Source organism: Alistipes sp. Marseille-P5061 (genome assembly GCF_900290115.1).
Lineage (GTDB): Bacteria > Bacteroidota > Bacteroidia > Bacteroidales > Rikenellaceae > Alistipes > Alistipes excrementigallinarum.
The window spans coordinates 425,416-445,824 of sequence record NZ_LT985748.1; the positions used below are offsets into that span (position 1 = coordinate 425,416).

Annotated in this window: 15 protein-coding genes; 10 read left to right on the forward strand and 5 right to left on the reverse strand. The window is 62.1% G+C overall.

From position 1 onward, the window contains the following. Nucleotides 1–140: 140 nt before the first annotated feature. On the reverse strand, nt 141–632 hold the full coding sequence (locus C8267_RS01685; protein ID WP_106633424.1) for a hypothetical protein: 492 nt from the start codon (nt 630–632) through the stop codon (nt 141–143). A 585-nt stretch (nt 633–1,217) separates the two neighbouring features. Between C8267_RS01685 and uvrA the strand changes: the two genes are divergently transcribed. Beyond that, nucleotides 1,218–4,037: an excinuclease ABC subunit UvrA gene (gene uvrA, locus C8267_RS01690; protein WP_106633425.1), complete on the forward strand. Its 2,820-nt coding sequence runs from the start codon at nt 1,218–1,220 to the stop codon at nt 4,035–4,037. A gap of 42 nt (nt 4,038–4,079) precedes the next feature. Next, nucleotides 4,080–4,622 carry a DUF4251 domain-containing protein gene (locus C8267_RS01695; RefSeq protein ID WP_106633426.1) on the forward strand — a complete coding sequence of 181 codons (543 nt, stop codon included), beginning with the start codon at nt 4,080–4,082 and terminating at the stop codon, nt 4,620–4,622. 211 nt (nt 4,623–4,833) lie between these two features. On the opposite strand, the gene ispF is transcribed toward C8267_RS01695, so the two are convergent. Next, nucleotides 4,834–5,316: a 2-C-methyl-D-erythritol 2,4-cyclodiphosphate synthase gene (gene ispF / locus C8267_RS01700; protein WP_106633427.1), complete on the reverse strand. Its 483-nt coding sequence runs from the start codon at nt 5,314–5,316 to the stop codon at nt 4,834–4,836. A 245-nt stretch (nt 5,317–5,561) separates the two neighbouring features. Here ispF and C8267_RS01705 point away from each other — a divergent pair, with 245 nt between their 5' ends. The 4 genes from C8267_RS01705 to ald all read left to right on the forward strand — a co-directional run bounded on the left by C8267_RS01705 (nt 5,562) and on the right by ald (nt 11,664). Further along, nucleotides 5,562–6,389 carry an SDR family NAD(P)-dependent oxidoreductase gene (locus tag C8267_RS01705; RefSeq protein WP_106633428.1) on the forward strand — a complete coding sequence of 276 codons (828 nt, stop codon included), beginning with the start codon at nt 5,562–5,564 and terminating at the stop codon, nt 6,387–6,389. Nucleotides 6,390–6,457: 68 nt separating this feature from the next. After that, nucleotides 6,458–7,909, forward strand: coding sequence for an aminoacyl-histidine dipeptidase (locus tag C8267_RS01710; protein ID WP_087361768.1), 1,452 nt, complete (start codon nt 6,458–6,460; stop codon nt 7,907–7,909). A 122-nt stretch (nt 7,910–8,031) separates the two neighbouring features. Next, a complete protein-coding gene (locus C8267_RS01715; RefSeq protein ID WP_106633429.1) occupies nt 8,032–10,467 on the forward strand; it encodes a TonB-dependent receptor in 2,436 nt (811 codons plus the stop codon). Between the two features lie 90 nt (nt 10,468–10,557). Further along, the gene (ald, locus tag C8267_RS01720; protein WP_106633430.1) at nt 10,558–11,664 is read left to right on the forward strand and encodes an alanine dehydrogenase; all 1,107 of its coding nucleotides are present in this window, start codon (nt 10,558–10,560) and stop codon (nt 11,662–11,664) included. Between the two features lie 86 nt (nt 11,665–11,750). Here the strand turns inward: ald and C8267_RS01725 are convergent, their stop codons facing one another. From C8267_RS01725 to C8267_RS01735, 3 genes are all read right to left on the reverse strand, one after another. After that, nucleotides 11,751–14,267, reverse strand: a complete 2,517-nt coding sequence (locus C8267_RS01725) for an FAD-dependent oxidoreductase (protein ID WP_106633431.1) — start codon at nt 14,265–14,267, stop codon at nt 11,751–11,753. A gap of 78 nt (nt 14,268–14,345) precedes the next feature. Beyond that, nucleotides 14,346–14,711, reverse strand: a complete 366-nt coding sequence (locus C8267_RS01730) for a MarR family winged helix-turn-helix transcriptional regulator (RefSeq protein ID WP_087361764.1) — start codon at nt 14,709–14,711, stop codon at nt 14,346–14,348. 236 nt (nt 14,712–14,947) lie between these two features. Continuing rightward, nucleotides 14,948–15,541 (reverse strand): DUF4251 domain-containing protein, encoded by a 594-nt coding sequence (locus C8267_RS01735; protein WP_158699657.1) that lies wholly within the window; start codon nt 15,539–15,541, stop codon nt 14,948–14,950. Between the two features lie 342 nt (nt 15,542–15,883). Between C8267_RS01735 and C8267_RS01740 the strand changes: the two genes are divergently transcribed. The 4 genes from C8267_RS01740 (at nt 15,884) to C8267_RS01755 (ending at nt 20,407) form a co-directional block, all read left to right on the forward strand. Next, the gene (locus tag C8267_RS01740; protein ID WP_106633433.1) at nt 15,884–16,327 is read left to right on the forward strand and encodes a MarR family winged helix-turn-helix transcriptional regulator; all 444 of its coding nucleotides are present in this window, start codon (nt 15,884–15,886) and stop codon (nt 16,325–16,327) included. 127 nt (nt 16,328–16,454) lie between these two features. Continuing rightward, nucleotides 16,455–17,723, forward strand: a complete 1,269-nt coding sequence (locus C8267_RS01745; protein ID WP_106633434.1) for a TolC family protein — start codon at nt 16,455–16,457, stop codon at nt 17,721–17,723. Between the two features lie 15 nt (nt 17,724–17,738). Further along, the gene (locus C8267_RS01750; protein ID WP_087361761.1) at nt 17,739–18,806 is read left to right on the forward strand and encodes an HlyD family secretion protein; all 1,068 of its coding nucleotides are present in this window, start codon (nt 17,739–17,741) and stop codon (nt 18,804–18,806) included. Continuing rightward, on the forward strand, nt 18,803–20,407 hold the full coding sequence (locus C8267_RS01755; protein WP_087361760.1) for an MFS transporter: 1,605 nt from the start codon (nt 18,803–18,805) through the stop codon (nt 20,405–20,407). The genes C8267_RS01750 and C8267_RS01755 overlap by 4 nt, the downstream gene beginning before the upstream one ends. The last annotated feature ends 2 nt before the right edge of the window (nt 20,408–20,409 follow it).

Consider the following 20,409-nt stretch of genomic DNA (forward strand, 5'->3'; position numbering starts at 1 on the left):
CGATACAAACATGTGCAACCTCCAAATCGAACCGGGCGCGTGCAAATGCACGCGCCCGGTTTTTCCAACTCAAAGTATAATCACTGCGTACAATCCGTCAGCGGAATCCCCGCCATCGGATGCGGCAGTTTTTGATTGCTTTAGTCTCTTATCAGAGGAATATCCTGCCTTACAGAAGGTTCATCCGCCTGATAAAGCCGAGAAACCTTGGCGCCATAACCTTTGACTGTAACGGTATAACGAGTCCACAACCCGAATAGAACTCTCTTGCGTTTGGTCTCATATTGCGGATTTATGACCATATCATAATCCGTTCCTTCCAACGCTTTCGCCATGGCCATCGAACGAATGCGCTTGCCACGCAGACCAAAAATGGACTTGCTGTTGTTGGTAGTCAAGACCTCGGCATATTTACGCCCGCCGCTGACCTTTATGCCGAACAGATATCCGACACGGACCGTTCCTTCCAACTTTTCGGATGTATTGAAATTCAAATCGGCTCGAATCTCGTTAGGGTGCACTTCCGTATAGGCAAAGGGCGCAGAAGCGCAGGTTTTGCCCAATGTCGAACAACTTGAAAATGCAAACAGGGAAATAATTGCAATGATTCCAGTAAATATAATACGTTTCATACGTTGTCTTTTGATTTTGTTTTCATTTTATTTTCCGGTCCGTTGCAGTTTTCGGGAAGGGGCTCGGACAAATAAAAAACGCGGACCTTTAACTTCATTTGTTTCTGAGGTATCGCCAAACACCTTACTCCCAAACAAGTAAAAGCCCACGTTGGTAAACAACGTGAGCATCAACTTTTACTCTTGGGAGTTTCTTTAATTTGGCGATTTTCAGAAACAAGAATAGAAGCTAACGCTTTTTATGTCAATATGTCCCTAATTTACAAGGTCATTTCTTCATAGGCAGTCTTTTTTATCATTACAAAAATAGTGAATTATTTGATGCATCCAATGTACTCTGGTGTTTTTTTGTAAAAATGAACGCTGCACAAAACCATATCCGAACCCAATTCAATCCCGAGATATGCCCCTTCAACAAGATAAGCACATGAAAACGACTGACGAATCATCGAGACATGCACTCCGTCTCGGAATCTGCAAAGCTTCTTTTCCCGTTGAAAAAATCGGCTATCACGCGAAAATGTCGTATCTTTGCACGATTGCCGCTGCTCGCACCGAAAACCGTGCGGCGGCTCGTCCGCAAAGATGAAAAACGACACGATTCAGATATTCGGCGCACGGGTCCACAACCTCAAGAACGTGGATGTGGAGATTCCGCGCAACAAGCTGGTGGTCATAACCGGACTTTCGGGCTCGGGCAAGTCGTCGCTCGCCTTCGACACCATCTATGCCGAGGGGCAGCGCCGCTACATGGAGACCCTCTCGACCTATGCCCGCCAGTTCGTCGGCACGATGGAGCGTCCCGACGTCGACAAAATCACGGGCCTCAGCCCCGTGGTGGCCATCGAGCAGAAGACCACCAACAAGAACCCCCGCTCGACGGTAGGAACCGTGACGGAAATCAACGACTTCCTGCGTCTGCTCTACGCCCGCGCCTCGCGCGCCTATTCACCCGTCACGGGGGAGGAGATGGTCCACTATACCGACGAACAGATTGCCGCACTGATTGCCAAGGGGTTCGCCGGGAGGAAGATTGCGCTGATGGCCCCCGTCGTCAAGGGGCGCAAGGGCCACTACCGCGAGCTCTTCGAGAGCCTGGCCAAGAAGGGCTACATCTACGCCCGCATCGACGGTGAAATCCGCGAAATCACGGCCGGCATGAAGCTCGACCGCTACAAAATCCACACCATCGACCTGGTCGTCGACCGGCTCAGCATCACGGGGGCGTTCGACGACCGGCTGATGGCCTCGCTCAAGGAGGCGATGCACCAGGGCAAGGGGACGATGGCCGTCTATGACTACGGCACCGAACAGCTGCGCTACTTTTCACGCCACCTGATGTGCCCCTCGACAGGCATCGCCTTCGAGGACCCCGCCCCCCATACCTTCTCGTTCAACTCGCCCAAGGGGGCCTGCCCCCATTGCAACGGACTGGGCGAGGAGGCGGTCTTCGACCTGAGGAAGATTATCCCCGACGGCTCGCTCTCGCTCCGGCAGGGGGCCGTCGAGCCGCTGGGCAAATACCGCAACAACATGCTCTTCGCCATCCTCGAGATGCTGGGCCGCCGCTACGACTTCACGCTCGACGACCCCGTGGAGAGCATCTCCGAGGAGGGGCTCAACGCCATCCTCTACGGCGACTCCGAGCCCCTCACGGTCAACCTGGCGGAGTTCTCCTCGGCAGGCGGCAACCACCTGATTTCGTGGGAGGGCGTCGCCGAGTACATCAGCCGCACGGAGGACGAGGATTCGAAACGCGGCCAGAAGTGGCGCGAGCAGTTCCTCGTCTACCGCAAGTGTTCGGTCTGCGGCGGCACGCGGCTCAAGAAGGAGGCGCTGCAGTTCCGCATCGGCGGCAAGAACATCGCCGAGGTCTCGGCCATGTCCATCGAGGAGTTCTCGGAGTGGATGGCCCACATCGAGGAGCACATGTCGGAGAAGGAGCGCAAAATCGGACAGGAGGTCATCAAGGAGATTCGCGAACGGCTGCGCTTCCTCATGGACGTGGGGCTGGGCTACCTCTCGCTGGCGCGTTCGTCACGTTCGCTCTCGGGCGGCGAGAGCCAGCGCATCCGCCTGGCCACGCAAATCGGCTCGAAGCTGGTCAACGTCCTCTACATCCTCGACGAGCCGAGCATCGGACTCCACCAGCGCGACAACCAGCGGCTGATTCACAGCCTCGAGGAGCTGCGCGACGCCGGCAACTCGGTGCTGGTGGTCGAACACGACGAGGAGATGATGCGCGCGGCCGACTACATCGTCGACGTGGGGCCCAAGGCGGGCCGTCTCGGCGGGCACATCGTCGCCGCCGGCACGCTGGACGACATTCTGAAGTCCAACTCCATCACGGCCGACTACCTGACCGGCCGCCGCCGCATCGAGGTTCCCGCGACGCTCCGCAAGGGGACGGGGCAGAGCATCATCATCCGCGGCGCACGGGGCAACAACCTCAAGAACATCACGGCGGAGTTTCCGCTCGGAAAGTTCATCTGCGTGACGGGCGTCAGCGGCTCGGGCAAGTCGACGCTCATCAACGAGACGCTGCGTCCCATCCTCGCGCGGGAGCTCTACCGCTCCTACGACCAGCCGCTCGAATACGACTCCATCGAGGGCATCGAGCATGTCGACAAACTGGTCGTCGTCGACCAGTCGCCCATCGGGCGCTCGCCCCGCAGCAATCCGGCGACCTATTCGAACGTCTTCGCGGACATCCGCAAGCTCTTCGAAATGACGCCCGACGCCCAGATTCGCGGTTTCAAGGCGGGCCGTTTCTCCTTCAACGTGAAGGGCGGGCGGTGCGAGACGTGCCGCGGCGCCGGTGTGCAGACCATCGAGATGAACTTCCTGCCCGACGTCTACGTCCGCTGCCGGGAGTGCGGCGGCCACCGCTACAACCGCGAGACGCTCGAGGTGCGCTACAAGGGCAAGAACATCGACGACGTGCTGAACATGACGGTCAACATGGCGGTGGAGTTCTTCGAGAACATTCCCGCCATCCACCAGAAGCTGCGCGCCATCCAGGAGGTGGGGCTCGGCTACCTGACCCTCGGGCAGCCCTGCACAACCCTCTCCGGAGGTGAGAGCCAGCGCATCAAGCTCGCGGCCGAACTCTCGAAACGCGACACGGGACGCACGCTCTACATCCTCGACGAACCGACGACGGGTCTCCACTTCGAGGATATCCGCCAGCTGCTCGAGGTGCTCAACAAGCTCGTCGACCGGGGCAACACGGTGGTGGTCATCGAACACAACCTCGACGTGGTGAAGGTCGCCGACCACATCATCGACATCGGCCCCGAGGGTGGCGCTGCGGGCGGAAGAATCGTCGCTGCAGGCACTCCGCATGAAATTGCGTGCACGCAAGGCAGTTACACCGGAGAATTTTTGCGGCGGATGGGGATTTAGGCACCGCTTTTGCATGGGAGTGGGGCATAAACCCCATATACCATGAAAAAAGTCATCCTCATCGTTGCCGGAGCGCTGCTCTGCGTCACGGCATGGACCGTCATCGGTCAGAAGAAAGTGTTGTCGCCCAAGGAGGAGCGACGCGAAGTACGCGAAAAGCGGCGCGCCGAACGGCTGGCCGAATTCGAGAAGTCGACCGACTCGCTCGTGCTCTCGCGCAACTTCCAGTTCAACCCCCAGACGATGCAGCGTCAGCCGGCCGGTCCGCTGCGCCAGCTGCTCAACCCCAACTTCAGCGTCAACATCTGGGACGGTACGGCCGACATCTGCCTTCCCTACGTCAAGGGGTATGTGCCTCCCTACTACACGACCATCCTCAACTACACGGTGGGCAACCTGCAGGGCTACACCACCGAGCAGACGAACGAAGGGTGGATGGTGACCTTCTCGACGCCGCTCTTCTCGGCCTCGAACTACACCTTCACCTTCGAAATCTTCAGCCGCACGGGCGGTGCCAACCTGACCATCTCGAACCCCTGGTACAGCGACGTACAGTACACCGGCACGCTCTCGCAGCTCTATTGAGCCGCTGTCTGCGGTCGCCATCCGACCAAACCGCACGAAAAAGAGAACGCCGTTCACGCATGATGAACGGCGTTCTCTCTTGTTTGTTTCCGCATCGGGGCGCGGAGATTTCCATATCGGGGCGGGGCAACGCCCGCGCCATCCGACGCAGCGCCGGGGCAGGGCAGGGCAGGGTAGTCCTCTTCCCGCTCCGAGGTCGTCCGGCGTGGGGTCAGGCCTTGTAAATCAGCGCCACGGCCGAGGTCGAAACCCCCTCCTCGCGCCCCTCGAAGCCGAGGTGCTCGGTCGTCGTCGCCTTCACCGAGACGCGGTCGACGTCGACGCCCATCGCCTCGGCCATCGCCGCACGCATGGCGTCGATGTGGGGACGGAGCTTGGGACGCTGCATCGAAATCGTGCAGTCGACATTCCCGATTTCGTAGCCCCGCTCGCGGAGCATCGCCGCTACGCGGCGCAGCAGAATCTTCGAGTCGATGCCCGCATAGTCGTCCGACGTATCGGGAAAGTGCAGCCCGATGTCGCCCAGCGCCGCCGCACCCAGCAGCGCATCGCACAGGGCGTGTATCACCACATCGCCGTCCGAGTGGGCGATGCACCCCTTCGTGTGGGCAATCCGCACGCCGCCCAGCACCAGCGGCAGCCCTTCACCGAGGGCATGCACGTCGTATCCGTGTCCGATTCTGAAATCCGTCATCTTTCAAACAGTTTTTTTTGCGGAGGGGCTACCGCGCAGCAACACGCCAGCCGCACCTCCGTCCATTCCGGAACAAAGATACGAACTTGCAGCGGAATCCACGCGGTGACGGGCCGCTTTTTCACCGCACGGCACGAAGCTCCGCCGCGGAGCCGCCTCAGTCCGAGCGGCGAAACACCGCGGACGGTGCACATATTCCAAACTTTTTCTTATATTTGTACGATACAACAAAGAGTCCGGACCACATGGCAATACATCAGAACGAGGAGAGGGGGCCCGAAACGCAACCTGCGGGCCGCGGCACGGAGCCACTCACAAAGCAGGTCGAATACCGCTTTCCGGGGCGGCGCGTCTTCGTCACGGGCGGTGCCCGGGGCATCGGCCGCTCCATCGTCGAAGCCTTCTGCCGGGCCGGCGCCCGGGTGGCCTTTTGCGACATCGATACGGTGAAAGGAGCCCGTACCGCCGCAGAGACGGGAGCCCGCTTTGCCGAGGTGGACGTCTGCAACGGAGAGGCACTGGAGGCCTGCATCGCGGAGCTGTTCGAAGCGTGGGGCGACCTGGATGTCATCATCAACAACGTGGGCATCAGCCGCTTCTCACCGCTTGTGGAGACCTCCGTGGAGGAGTTCGACCGGATTCTGGCCACCAACCTGCGCCCGGCATTCATCACCTCGCGGGCCCTGGCCCGCCACCGGACGGCCCACCCGCAGGCGAATCGCTACGGACGCATCATCAACATCGCCTCGACGCGCTACCTCATGAGCGAACCCGGCAGCGAGGGCTACGCCGCCTCGAAGGGGGGCATCCGCTCGCTGACCCACGCCCTGGCCCTCTCGCTTGCCCCGCTGCACGTGACGGTCAACTCTATTGCCCCGGGATGGATTGAGCATGCCAACTACGAAGGGCTCCGCCCCGAGGACCATGCGCAGCCCCCGTCGGGCCGCGTGGGACGCCCCGAGGACATCGCCCGCCTCTGCCTCTTTCTCTGCGCCGAGGCCAACGACTTCATCGACGGCGAGAACATCACCGTCGACGGCGGCATGACCCGTAAGATGATTTACGTGGAGTGACCGCCCGAACGGAGCAGTCCGTCCGAAGAAACGGAAACAACCGAAAAACAACATAAAACAGATTCGCTATGTCATCTATCACCACTCTCGAACCCCGCATCGTCTGGGAGCAGTTCGACGCCATCACGCAAATTCCCCGTCCGTCGAAGAAGGAGGGCAAGATTATCGCCTTTCTGGTCGATTTCGCCAAGCGCCACGGACTCGAGTACCGCAAGGACGCCATCGGCAACGTGGTCATCTGCAAGCCGGCCACTCCGGGCTTCGAACAGCGGCCGACCGTCGTGCTGCAGTCGCACATGGACATGGTCTGCGAGAAGAACTCCGACGTGGAGTTCGACTTCGAGAAGGATGCCATCCGCCCCTACATCGACGGCGAGTGGGTCAAGGCCGAAGGGACGACGCTGGGCGCCGACTGCGGCATCGGCATGGCGGCTGCGCTGGCCGTGCTGATTGACCCCTCGGTGGAGCACGGACCCGTCGAGGCGCTCTTCACGGTCGACGAGGAGACGGGCCTCACGGGGGCCTTCGAGCTGGGCGAGGGGATGCTCACGGGCAAATACCTCATCAACCTCGACTCGGAGGACGAGGGCGAACTCTTCATCGGCTGCGCCGGCGGCATCGACACCATCGCCACGTTCCACTACCACGCCGAGGAGGCGCCGCTCAACTACACCTTCTTCCGCGTCGACGTGTCGGACCTGCTGGGCGGACACTCGGGCGATGACATCGACAAGGGCCGCGCCAACTCGAACAAGATTGTGGCCCGCCTGCTGTGGGAGGGGATGCAGAGCTTCGAGCTGAAACTCAGCTATTTCAATGGCGGCAATCTGCGCAACGCCATTCCGCGCGAGGCCTATGCCATCTTCGGCGTGCCGACGCGCTTTGCCGCAGAGTTCCGCAAGCGCTTCGCCCTCTTTGCCGAAGACATGAAGGCCGAGTTTCGCTTCCGCGAGCCCAACCTCCGCATCACGCTCAACGAGATGCCGCAGGTGGACAAGGTGCTCGACGCACGGACGCAGGCCGGACTCGTCTACTCGCTGGTGGGTGTGCCCAACGGCGTCATCGCCATGTCGTTTGCCGTTCCGGGGCTGGTGGAGACCTCGACCAACCTCGCATCGGTGAAGTTCGTCGGCGAAGAGAGCATCGTGGTCACCTCGTCGCAGCGTTCGTCGGTCGAGAGCGCCAAGACCTACGTCATGCAGATGGTCGAGTCGGTCTTCACGCTGGCAGGCGCCGACGTGGCACACTCGGACGGCTATCCCGGCTGGGCGCCCAACCCCGAATCGCGGCTGCTCGACATCACGGTCAAGAGCTACGAGCGGCTCTTCTCGACCGAGCCCAAGGTGCGCGCCATCCACGCCGGACTGGAGTGCGGACTCTTCCTCGAGAAGTATCCCGACCTGGAGATGGTCTCCTTCGGACCGACGCTCCGCGGCGTCCACTCGCCCGACGAGCGGCTCGAGATTGCTACCGTCGGCAAGTTCTGGGCGCTGCTCCTCGAGGTGATGAAGAACCTCTGACGCACTGAGCCCCAAGGGGCGAATCTCCGGGGCGACCTCCGTCGGGAGGTCGCCCCGCCGGTTTCGCCCGCCGCCCGTTCCCGACAACCGAACCCTCCGTCCCCCAAAAGCCGCCACACGCCATGAAGCGGAGCCACACGGCGCTTCTGGCCGCAGGACTGCTCCTCATCGGAACAACCTCGGCCCAGGAGCCGCTCGACAACTACTATCCCTACGAACAGCCCGACTACGAGGAGGAGTCCCGCCCGATGCTCCGCCCCGACTCGACGCTGTTCTACCGTGGTGTGGCGCTTGCCGAGGACCTCTATGGTCTGAACACAGACTTCCGCCTCTCGTTCGTCCGCTACCGGCGGCGCGGTCTGGCGTGGGATACGGAGCGGAACACGCTCCACGGCATCGAGCTCGATTACGATGCGCTCTCGGCGCTGCGGAATCTGGGGGCCGAGGAGTTGCGCACGGGCGGGCTCCACATGTCGGCCACGGTGGGCGATGCCGTGAACGGCAGCCGCAAGATGCGGCTTCCGGAGGAGGAGAGCGCCCCGTGGCACCGCGCATCGGTGACCTTCACCGGGCGCAACTACCTCTTCGGTGCGAAAATCGCGGCCGGGAGGCAGCTGGGTCATGGCTGGAGCGGAGCCGCGGCGCTCCACTACCGCACGGGGCGCGACCTGAGGGCCGAAGGGGTCTTCACCGACGGGCTGTCGATTGGCGTGAGGACCGCGAAGCGATTCGGCGAGGAGCACTCGCTCACGCTGCTGCTCGTGGCGGCGCCCTCGATGCGGGGGCTGCGCTCCCCGTCGACCGAGGAGGCCTTCACCCTCACGGGCGACCCGCTCTACAACCCGGCCTGGGGCTTTCAGGACGGCAAGGTGCGCAACTCGCACGTACGGCGTCAGTTCGAACCCTTCGCCGCCGCCATCTACCGGCGCCGTCTGAGTGGGGCAACCCGCCTCGAGGCGACGCTCGGTCTGCGCTACGGCTGGCAGTCCTACAGCTCGCTGGGGTGGTATAACGCCCGCACGCCGCTGCCGGACAACTACCGTTACCTGCCCTCCTATATCGGCGACCGCGCCACCGAGGAGGCCTGGCGCCGCAACGAGACGCGCTACACGCAAATCGACTGGGACGGCCTCATCGCCCGCAACCGGCTGGCCGACGGCGAGGCCGTCTATGCACTCGAGGAGCGCATGACGCGCACGGCCCGCATGCAGCTGGAGCTACGGCTGACCACCGAGGTCGACTCCCGCCTGACGCTGCGCTACGGTCTGAGCGCGGATATCGACAACCGGCGCAACTACAAGCGGATGCGCGACCTGCTCGGCGCCCGCTATCTGACCGACATCGACCAGTATCTGGTCGACGACGACACATACAGCAACCTGCTGCAGAACGACCTGCGTCATCCCGACCGCCGAATCGGCGAGGGAGACCGCTTCGGATACGACTATGCGCTCCAGGCGCAACGCATCCGCGCCCACATCGATGCGGAGTACCGCACCGACCGGCTGACGGCACGGCTCCACGCCTCGCTGGGCTACGACCTCCACTTCCGGCAGGGATACTGCGAAAAGGAGCTCTTCGCGGGCAGCGGCTCCTACGGCCGCTCGCGCGAATGCAGCTTTACGCCCTATCTGCTCAAGGGAGCCGCGGGCTGGGCCTTCTCGCCGCGCAGCTATCTGGAGCTGGTGCTCGCCACCGGAGCCCGCTCGCCGCAGAGCGAGGCGCTCTTCCTCCAGCCGCAGTACAACAACCGCCTGGTTGACAACCCCTCGACGGAGCAGTTCCATGCCATCGAACTCAACTACCGCCGCACGGGGCGCTACCTCTCGCTGCAGGCGTCGCTCTTCGCCGTGGCGATGTTCGACGGGCTGAAGACCCGGCGCTACTACGACGACCTGGCAGCCACCTACTGCGACCTGGTCGTATCGGGCATCGGGACCCTCTCGGCCGGAGCAGAGGCGGCGCTCGAGTGGCGGATGTCCCGGCGCTGGAGCCTCTCGCTCGCGGCGGCGGCCGCACGCTACAAGTACATCCGCAATCCGCGCGTGACACTCTACTCCGACGTGGACAACAGGCTCGTCGACGACCATGCCGAGAGCCACATGGGCGGCTGCGTGCCGGGCGGAGCTCCGCAACTGAGCGGCTGCCTCCAGGTGCGCTATTTCGGGCCGCGGGGCTGGGGCTTCCGCCTTTCGGGCAGCTACATCGGCGCACGCTATGTCGAACCCTCGGAGGTGCGCCGCACGGAGCGCGTGGCACGGCAGGGGGCCCTCTCGGAGGAGCTCTACGAACGCTTCACCACACAGGAGCGGCTCGGCGACGTCTGCTCGCTCGACGCCTCGCTCTTCAAGAGTTTCTACTTCACCCGCTCGCGTCTGAGTATCTCGCTCATGCTGAACAACCTGCTGGGCGGACGCAACGCCGTATACTCGGCCTACGAATCGCTCCGCGTGCGGCGCAGCTACAGCGGCGACACGGAGGTCTTCACGCCGTTCGACACTCGTCTTCTACACATCTATCCCCGCACGTTCTACCTTACGGTCTCTTACAAATTTTAAGTAAATATTAAATTTTTGCGCCGAATTTGGAGCTTTTGGCTAATTTTTTATAATTTAGAGTAACCAAAAAACCAAAACTTACTATCTACAATGATTATCGGTATTCCCAAAGAGATTAAGAACAACGAGAACCGCGTTGCTCTTACCCCCGCAGGTGCCCACGAACTGACCAAACGGGGCCACAAGGTATATATTCAGGCTACGGCCGGCGTCAACAGCGGCTTCCCCGACGAGGCCTATGTAGCTGTCGGTGCGGAGATTCTGCCCTCCATCGAAGAGGTCTACACCCGGGCCGAGATGATTATCAAGGTCAAGGAACCGATTGCTCCCGAATACAAACTCATTCGCAAGGACCAGCTGGTCTTCACCTACTTCCACTTCGCCAGCAGCGAAGCGCTCACCCGTGCGATGATTGAGAGTGGCGCCGTCTGCTGCGCCTACGAAACCGTCGAGCGTCCGGACCGTTCGCTGCCGCTGCTGATTCCCATGTCGGAGGTTGCCGGCCGCATGTCGACCCAGGAGGGATGCTACTTCCTCGAGAAGCCGCGCGGCGGCAAGGGCAAGCTGCTCGGTGGCGTTCCGGGCGTGAAGCCTGCAAAGGTCTTCGTCATCGGCGCCGGCGTGGTCGGCACGGCTGCAGCCCGTACGGCCGCCGGAATGGGTGCCGACGTGACCATCTGCGACATCTCGCTGCCGCGTCTGACCTATCTGGCCGACGTCATGCCGCAGAACGTCAAGACGCTCATGTCGTCGGAGTACAACATCCGCGAGGAACTCAAGACGGCCGACCTGGTGATTGGTTCGGTACTGATTCCGGGCGCCAAGGCCCCGAAGCTGGTGACGCGCGACATGCTGAAGCTCATGGAGCCCGGCACGGTCATGGTCGACGTGGCCATCGACCAGGGCGGCTGCTTCGAGACGTCGCATCCCACCACGCACGAGGAGCCCGTATACTACGTCGACGGCATTCTCCACTACTGCGTGGCCAACATCCCGGGCGCCGTGCCCTACACCTCGACGCTGGCGCTGACCAATGCCACGCTGCCCTACGCCATTCAGCTGGCCGACAAGGGGTGGCGCCGCGCCTGCAAGGAGAACCACGAGCTGGAGCTGGGCCTCAACGTCGTACAGGGCAAGGTGGTCTACAAGCCCGTTGCCGAGGCCTGGGGACTTCCCTACGAGCCGCTGGAGCTGTAAAGCCTCTGCACACCAAACACAGAGAGGGCTTCCCCGACCGGGGAAGCCCTCTTTTCATGCACGGCGGCAGGCACCGCTCCCGAACGTCAGATAAAGAGGTTGACGTTCGCCTGCTCGGCCTGCTCGAGGTAGGCGGCCACGCCGCCCAGCGTGACGTTGTCGAGCAGCTCCTCGCGGCGGATGCCCATCACGTCCATGCTCATCGTGCAGGCAATCATCTCCACACCGTTATCGGCCGCCTGACGCATCATCTGCTCGAGGCTGTCGATGCGCTTCGTCCGCATGACGTGGCGCATCATCCGGCTGCCCAGTCCGAAGAAGTTCATCTTCGAGAGGCTCAGCCGACGGCTGTCCGAAGGCATCATCCATCCGAACATGCGGCCGAAGAGGTCCTTGGCCACCGAGGGCTTCTGCTGCTTCTTGATGATGTTCAGTCCCCAGAAGGTGAAAAACATCGTCACATGCTTGCCGGCCGCCGCGGCCCCGTTGGCTATCACGAAGGAGGCCAGCGCCCGGTCCAAATCGTCGCTGAAGACAATCAGCGTCTTGCCGTCAGCCGCACCGGAGGGTGAGGGGGAGGCGCCGCAGCATGCCGGAGCGGCCGCAGCCTCGCCCTTGCTCACCGTCGCCTCGACGATGCCTCCGTGCTGCTCGACCCCTTCGAGCCGGGCCCCGGTCATCCGGCACCACGAAACGACGTCGCGGGCAAAGGCCTGGTCGGTGGCGCGAATCCGCAGCCGTCCGCCGACCGACAAACCCTCGTAGCAGCGCTTGAGCTGCATGACGGGCCCGGGGCACATCAGCCCGCAGGCGTCGACCTCAACCACCTCGCCGCAGCCGCACGCTGCGGAGGTTGCCGGAGCCTCACTGCCCACCGAGCCATCCTCCGAGACCGGAGCCGCTTCGGCCGCACGCCGCGACGTGCCCTGTTCACCGCCGCCGTTGGGAGGGGTGAGGGGCGCCGTGGCGGCGAACCAGGTCCGGTAACCGCCCGAGAGGTTGCGCACGTCGTCGAATCCATGCTGCGTGAGGATGCGCGAGGCCAGATAGCCGCGCAGGCCGACGGCGCAGGTGACGACCAGAGGCCGGTTGCGGGGCAGTTCGTCGAGGTGCTCGCGCAGCTCGTCAAGCGGAATGTTGACAAAGCCCGGGATGGAGCCCAGCTCGTATTCGGCCCGCGTCCGCACGTCGATGCGCACGGTCTCTTCCGGAAGCCCGGCCACCTCGCGCCAGTGGAGCGTGCGGCACTTGCCCGTGAGGATGTTCTCGGCCACGTAGCCGGCCATGTTGATGGGGTCCTTGGCCGAGGAGTAGGGGGGTGCATAGGCGTGTTCGAGCTCGGTGAGGTCGTAGACCGTGCCGCCCCGCTGGATGACCTGGGCAGCCATCTCAATCCGCTTGTCCACACCGCCGTAACCGACAATCTGCACGCCCAGCAGCCGCCCGCTGTCGGGGGCAAAGACCACCTTGATGCTCATCGGCACGGCACCGGGGTAGTAGCCGGCGTGCGACGAGGAGTGAGTATAGGAGGAGCAGTAGGGGATGCCCTCGCGCTGCAGCTGGCGGGCATTCATGCCGGCCGTGGCCACCGTCAGGTCGAAGACCTTGGCAATCGAGGTGCCGATGGAGCCGGAGTAGGTGCTCTTGTCGCCGAAGACGATGTTGTCGGCCACGATGCGGCCCTGCTTGTTGGCCGGGCCGGCCAACGGAATCATCGTCGGACGTCCCGTCACGGGGTTGAGCACCTCGACCACGTCGCCCAGCGCATAGATATCGGGGTCGGAGCTCCGCATGCGGTCGTCGACGACGATGCCGCCGCGGGCGCCGAGCCGGAGTCCCGCCTCGCGGGCCAGCCGGTTCTCGGGCCGTACGCCGATGCTCAGCAGCACCATGTCGGCCTCGATGCGGGCACCGCTCTGAAGGTGCACCGCAACGGCGGCCCCCGCATCCTCGAAGCGGACCACCCCTTCACTCAGACGAAGGCCCACGCCCTTGTCCTGGAGGTGACGGTGGACGATGGCCGCCATCGAGAAGTCGAGCGGAGCCATCACCTGCGGCGCCATCTCGACCACATCGACACGAAGACCCGCCTCGTGGAGGTTCTCGGCCATTTCAAGACCGATGAACCCGCCGCCGACCACCACCGCACGCCGGGGCCGCTCGCGAAGCAGATACTCCTTGATGGCATCCGTGTCGGGCACGCTGCGCAGCGTGAAGATGCGCCGGTCGTCGATGCCCTCGATGGGCGGACGCAGCGGTTCGGCACCGACCGAGAGCACCAGTTTGTTGTAGGGCTCCGTATAGAGTTCGCCCGTGGCCAGGCGCCGCACCTCGACCAGCCGCTTTTCACGGTCGATGCGCACCACCTCCTGCTCGGTGCGGATGTCGATGCGGAAGCGTCGGGTGAACCCCTCGACGCTCTGCACGAAGAGTTTGTTGCGGTCGGCAATCGTTCCGCCGATGTAGTAGGGCAGTCCGCAGTTGGCATAGGAGACATACTTCCCCCGCTCGAAAAGCACGATGTTCGCATGCTCGTCCATTCGGCGCAAACGGGCCGCAACGGTGGCTCCGCCCGCCACGCCCCCGACAATCAGATAATTCATGTTGGTCTTCGTTTTTTGTTGTTTATTTGACAATATACATATTTCTTACTGGAAAATATTCGGGTAAAAAAGAGCGTCTCAGGCCTGCTCCATCGAACGCCTGAGGGCATCGAAGAGCGCCTTGCAGGGGAGACCCGAGGCCATCGTCCCCTCAATCTTGGCACGCCCCTCATCGGTGAGCGAGAAGACCATCTGCCGCTTGTCGTGCGGAGCGATTTCCCGCCGCACGTAGCCCTTGTTCTCGACCGCCGTGATGACCTTCGAAACCCGCGAATTGGAGAGACCGACATACTCGCTCAGCGCACCAGCCGTGCGGGTCTCTCCCTCCCTGAGGGCGCAGAGCACCATCGCCTCGTTGATGGTGATGCCGTGCTCGTCGGCAAAATCGCGCTCGAAGCGGTACAACGCCTTATAAATATCCTTGATAACACAAATCCGTTCCATAATCCCAAATCAATTCGGAAGCAAAGGTAATAATATTTTCCTATCGAACAAATTTTCCAGTGGAAAATATTTTCATGTGGGGGAGGGACGGTTTTTTAGGGCCTTTTTTCAAAGAGGGCGGACAATCTGAGTAGAAAATACCATAAAAAATCCCGGCCGCTCGATGCAGCCGGGAGCAAATTCATCTTATCAAACATTAAACAGCGGACCGCGTCACGCAACCGCTCCGCCGCGCATCAGAGCGACGCGCCCTGAACTACCTGACGCCGGTCATAGGGGACCAGCCGCCCGTTGAGCGTAATCCGCTGCGAGCGGTAGATGGACTCGACAAGCAGCGAGGCGCGGTTCGTCCCCTCGGGCAGCGAGATGGTCACCATGGCCGAGATACCGACTCCCGTCACGGTCATCGTGAAGAGCGTCGTACCCTGCCGGTCCTTCTCGATTTTCACGCTCGAAGCCTTGCCCTCGACCGTAATGCCCCCCACACCGTTCGGACCGCCGCTGTTGAAGGGGGCAATCTGTACGACGGCCTCATCGTCATTCGTGAGCGAGACGAAGTTCGTCGTATTAGTGACGAAGGCCGTTCCGCCCCGTTTAAAGACCAGCTGGTCGGCCGCCAGTATGAAGTTCCGGTCGTTGAGCGCCTGCACGGCTTGGGCATAGTCGACCGAATCCTGAATCGCTTCGAGCTGCTTGCGGACCTTGCGCTTCTGGGCCCGCGTCAACTCCTCCTGCTGCGGTGCCGGCGATTCGGCGCGTGCACTCGACGTCGCGCCGAAGCTCAATGCCAGCATCAGAATCAATGCCAACAACATTTTTCCACGTTTCATTTTAAACATCATTCTACACATTTCATGCAACACCAGACGTCATGCGGCCGCCTTACGGAAAAGAGTCCCGCCGAAGGGGTAGGGCACCCCGGCCGCATCTGCTGTTATAACGGGGAAAAGCCCCCTTTTATTGCACGGCGCAAAGCGGGAAAAAGGCGACAGCATGCAGCAGAAAGGGCCCGCAGGGCAATTTTATCAGCAAACGGGCCGGCAAGAGGACCCGGCAAGAGGCAGACACTCGCCGCAAAGGTCTCGCTATGAGCCCCGATGGGCGCAAATTAGTCAAATATTTGACCATTTGCAGGCGATTTGCTATCTTTGCAGCCGCAAACACTCTCCTCCATGAACAGGCCAGGCTCCGATTTCCGGAATCTACAACTGCTCATCGTACGTGCCCGCATGGCATTCCGCCGCTACATTCAGCGCACGTTGAAAGAGCACGGCATCGGCATCACCTTCGAGATGCTGCAGGTGCTCAGCTGCCTGTGGCGCGACCAGGGCATCGCTCAGCAGACGCTCGCCGAGCGAATCATCAAGGACAAGGCGAGTCTGAGCAATCTGCTCAGCAACCTCGAGCGCAAGGGCTACGTCTGCCGCCGCGAGGATGCGTCGGACCGCCGCAACAAGCTGGTATACCTCACCCCCGCAGGCGAGGCTCTCTGGCAGCGGCTCCTTCCGATTCTCGACGACGTCTACAACCAGGCGGAGCAAATCATCGGACCGGAACGCATCCGTACGCTCTCCGAAGAGTTGGAAGAGATACACAACATACTGAAAAATGCGTAAAACACTCAACTCAGCAATCATCCTCGCGGCACTGCTGTCGTCAGGCCTTGCGTGCCGGGCTCAGGAGCCGTTTCCGCAGCCGGCCGCGGATGCCGCAACGGAATACGACCGCGCCGTCGCGGCGGCCATGGCGGACACCGCGGCCATCGAGCATCGCGACTCGCTCTTTCTGAGTGTCGAGCAGCTCTTCGAGCAGGGTGTACTCCACAGCCTTCAGCTTCAGGCCGACGCCATGGAGGAGCTGGCGGCCGGCGAGCGCGAACGCACGGCCCGCACCGAGCGCTATCCAGACCTGCAGGTGGGACTCAAGGGGGGCTTCGTCGGCCAGCCCGTCGTCTTCCGGCACGGGCTCACGGGGGCCTACCGTCCCGACTCGCCCGACTGGTCGCAGAACTATGTGGTGGACTTCGCCCAGCCGCTCTACCAGGGCGGACGCATCCGCTACACCATCCGCAAGGCCGACCTCGAGAAGCGGCTTGCCGTGCTCCGCACCTCGGGGGACCGCGCCGAGGTGAAGCTGAGCCTGCTTGACCAGTATCTGCAGCTCTTCACGCTCTACCGCGAGCAGGAGGTACTCACGCGCAACATCGAGGAGTCGGAGCTCCGCCTGCGCGACATCCGCCGGATGAAGGAGGAGGGGCTCATCACCAACAACGACGTGCTGCGCAGCGAGATGCAGCTGACCAACGACCGCCTCTCGCTCCGCGAGACGCAGAACAGCATCGAGCTGGCCTCGCAGCAGCTCGACATCCTGCTCGGGCTGGAGGAGACGCTGCTGCTGCGTCCCGACTCGACGCTGCTCTACAGCCGGCTGGAGATGGAGAGCTACGAGAGCTACATCGCCGAGGCCTATGCCAACGACCCCACGATGCGTCAGCTGCGCATGCAGACCGAACTGGCGCAGAACGACGTGCGGCTGACCCGCTCGGCCTCGCTTCCGACACTCTCGCTCTACGCCTCCAACACGCTGGCCCGACCCATCGCCCGCACGCTCGAGGATCTCTACAACAACAACTGGAACGTCGGACTGCAGATTTCCGTGCCGCTCTTCGCGCTCTACAAGAACCGCTACAAGGTGCGCGAAAGCCGCATTGCGGTCTCGCTGCGCCGCAACGCCGAGGAGCAGGAGATGCAGCGCATCCGCGTGCGCGTGCGCACCGCCTTCCTGCGGCACCAGGAGGCGCGTCAGCAGGTCGAGGCACTCAAGCTCTCGGTCCGACAGGCCCAGGAGAACTACCGCATCATGCAGAACCGCTACCTCAACCAGCTGGCGATTCTGACCGACCTGCTCGACGCCAACAGCGTGCGGCTCAACGTCGAGCTGCAGCTCACGGCGGCCCGCACGCGCGTCATCTATACCTATTATCAACTCCAGAAGGCCTGCGGCCGGCTCTGACAACACGCAAGGAACATGAACGAATGGCATGAAAAACGACGGAAACTCCGCAAACACCGGCTCCGCAACATCGTACTGAATCTGATTTGCATCCTTCTGGCAGGCTCGGGACTCTGGTTCACGTTCAACTACTTCCGCCGCCACATCAACTACGAGATAACCAACGACGCCTTCGTCGACCAGTATGTGGCCCCCATCAACATCCGCGTGTCGGGCTACATCCAGGAGGTGCGCTTCCGCGAGCATCAATATGTCCACAAGGGGGACACGCTGCTCGTGCTCGACAACCGCGAGTACATCATCAAGGTCAAGGAGGCCGAGGCGGCGCTGCTCGACGCCCACGGCACGCAGGATGTCATCCACTCGGGGGTCGAGACCTCGCACACGAACGTCGCCGTGCAGGAGGCCAACATCGCCGAGGCCAAGGCCAAGCTCTGGCAGCTGGAGCAGGATTACCACCGCTTCGAGCGGCTCATGCGCGACGAGTCGGTACCCCGCCAGCAGTACGAGCAGGCCAAGGCGGCCTACGACGCCGCTAAGGCCCGTTACGACGCGCTGGTGGCCCAGAAGAACGCCGCCGTATCGCAATATACCGAGGCCAGCAAGCGTACCATCGGCGCCGAGGCCAACATCCTCCGCTGCGAGGCCAGCCTCGACATCGCCCGTCTGAACCTCTCCTACACGGTGCTGACGGCCCCCTACGACGGCTACATCGGCCGCCGCACGCTCGAACCGGGGCAGTATGTACAGTCGGGACAGACCATCTCCTATCTGGTCCGCAGCAAGGACAAGTGGGTGACGGCCAACTACAAGGAGACGCAAATCGCCCACATTTTCATCGGGCAGGAGGTCATCATCAAGGTCGATGCGCTGCCCGGGCGCCGTTTCCGCGGACGCGTCACGGCCATCTCGGAGGCCACCGGCTCGAAATACTCGCTCGTGCCGACCGACAACTCGGCCGGAAACTTCGTGAAGGTGCAGCAGCGTATCCCCGTGCGGATTGAATTCGAAGGAGTTACCGACGAGGAGATGGCTCTGCTGCGGGCCGGCATGATGGTTGAAACCGAAGCGCTGCGCCGATGATGACGATGGCCGAACTCGAGCTGCCCGTGCGCAAGTGGGTGCCGGACTGGCTGGGTGTGGTGAGCATGTTCGCCGTCATCCTGCCCGTCACGATGCTCAACGGCTCCTACACCGGCTCGATGCTCGAGGTCTCCAGCACGCTCGGCACCAACAGCGAGGATATCACGATGGGATTCTACGCCACGTCGGCCGGCATGGCGATGGCCTATCCGATTATCCCCAAGGTGATGAAGGTCATCTCGTCGAAGCTCATGCTGCTCGTCGACCTGACGCTCCAGTTTCTGCTCAGCTGGCTCTGCGCCCGCTCGCAGAGCGCCGACGTACTGATTGTCTGCAGCTTCTTCATCGGTTTTCTGAAGGGCTTCCTCATGATGTGGGGCATCCACCGGATGCACAAGATGTTCAGCCCCAACAACGTCCGAAGCGAATTCTACGCCTACTTCTATCCGCTGGTCTACGGCGGCGGACAACTCTCGATGATTATCACCGCCGAGCTGGCCTACCACTACGACTGGAAGTACATGTACTACTTCATGATGTCGCTGCTGCTGCTGGCCATCCTCTTCGTGGCCATCTGCTTCCGCAACGACAAGCCGCTGCGGAGCGTCCCCCTCAAGGAGCTGCACATCCGCGAGATGCTGGTCATCTCGACGGGCGTGCTGATGCTCATGTACGTGCTCAACTACGGCAAGGTGCTCGACTGGATGGCCTCGCCGCGCATCTGCCTCTACATTGCGCTGGCACCGATGCTCATCGCCTTCTTCATCTGGCTGCAGTACCACTCGCGCACGCCCTACGTCAATCTGGCGCCCCTCTACCAGCCCAAGGCCATCGTCGGCTACCTCTACATGATGCTCGTCATGTTCTTCAGCACCTCGACCACGCTGCTGACCAACTACATGACCTCGATTCTGCAGGTCGACGCCACACGCACCTACGTGCTCTACATCTACCTGCTCCCGGGCTACGCGCTCGGCGCCTTCATCTGCTTCTGGTGGTTCCGCTGGCAGCGGTGGCGCTTCCGCTTCCTCATCGCCGGGGGCATGTCCTGCTTTGCGCTCTTCTTCGGGATGCTCTACTTCGGCATCTCGCCCGACAGCACCTACGAGATGCTCTTCTTCCCGATTTTCATCCGCGGACTGGGCATGCTGACGCTCATCATCGCCTTCGCGCTCTTCGCCGTCGAGGAGCTCAACCCGAAGTACTTCCCCTCGAACGCCTTCTTCCTGATTCTGTTCCGTTCGGTGCTGGCCCCCGTCATGGCCACCTCGTTCTACAGCAACCTGCTCTACCGACTGCAGCAGCACTACGTGCATACGCTCTCGGAGAACTTCTCGCTGGTCGACCCGCTGGCCGCCGCGCGCTACAACCAGGCGCTCAGCTCCTACATGGCACAGGGACACGGCTATTCGGAGGCGGCGCAGATGGCCGTCACGTCGCTCAACTCCATCCTCCAGCAACAGGCCCTGCTGCTGGCGCTGAAGGAGATTCTGGGGTGGCTCTTCGTCGTTTCGCTGGTCATCGCCGTCATCTCGCGCTTCATTCCCTTCCACAAGACCATCCGCGTACGCTACGCCAAGGCGGGCGACGATATGGTTTAACA

Excerpts from the sequence above, each read along its gene's own strand:
- C8267_RS01725 (WP_106633431.1), bottom strand. The coding sequence starts at position 14,267 with ATGAATTATCTGATTGTCGGGGGCGTGGCGGGCGGAGCCACCGTTGCG.
- C8267_RS01745 (WP_106633434.1), top strand. The coding sequence starts at position 16,455 with ATGGCGGACACCGCGGCCATCGAGCATCGCGACTCGCTCTTTCTGAGT.
- C8267_RS01740 (WP_106633433.1), top strand. The coding sequence starts at position 15,884 with ATGAACAGGCCAGGCTCCGATTTCCGGAATCTACAACTGCTCATCGTA.
- C8267_RS01715 (WP_106633429.1), top strand. The coding sequence starts at position 8,032 with ATGAAGCGGAGCCACACGGCGCTTCTGGCCGCAGGACTGCTCCTCATC.
- C8267_RS01735 (WP_158699657.1), bottom strand. The coding sequence starts at position 15,541 with ATGAAACGTGGAAAAATGTTGTTGGCATTGATTCTGATGCTGGCATTG.
- C8267_RS01755 (WP_087361760.1), top strand. The coding sequence starts at position 18,803 with ATGATGACGATGGCCGAACTCGAGCTGCCCGTGCGCAAGTGGGTGCCG.
- ald (WP_106633430.1), top strand. The coding sequence starts at position 10,558 with ATGATTATCGGTATTCCCAAAGAGATTAAGAACAACGAGAACCGCGTT.
- uvrA (WP_106633425.1), top strand. The coding sequence starts at position 1,218 with ATGAAAAACGACACGATTCAGATATTCGGCGCACGGGTCCACAACCTC.
- ispF (WP_106633427.1), bottom strand. The coding sequence starts at position 5,316 with ATGACGGATTTCAGAATCGGACACGGATACGACGTGCATGCCCTCGGT.
- C8267_RS01705 (WP_106633428.1), top strand. The coding sequence starts at position 5,562 with ATGGCAATACATCAGAACGAGGAGAGGGGGCCCGAAACGCAACCTGCG.
- C8267_RS01730 (WP_087361764.1), bottom strand. The coding sequence starts at position 14,711 with ATGGAACGGATTTGTGTTATCAAGGATATTTATAAGGCGTTGTACCGC.
- C8267_RS01750 (WP_087361761.1), top strand. The coding sequence starts at position 17,739 with ATGAACGAATGGCATGAAAAACGACGGAAACTCCGCAAACACCGGCTC.
- C8267_RS01685 (WP_106633424.1), bottom strand. The coding sequence starts at position 632 with ATGAAACGTATTATATTTACTGGAATCATTGCAATTATTTCCCTGTTT.
- C8267_RS01695 (WP_106633426.1), top strand. The coding sequence starts at position 4,080 with ATGAAAAAAGTCATCCTCATCGTTGCCGGAGCGCTGCTCTGCGTCACG.
- C8267_RS01710 (WP_087361768.1), top strand. The coding sequence starts at position 6,458 with ATGTCATCTATCACCACTCTCGAACCCCGCATCGTCTGGGAGCAGTTC.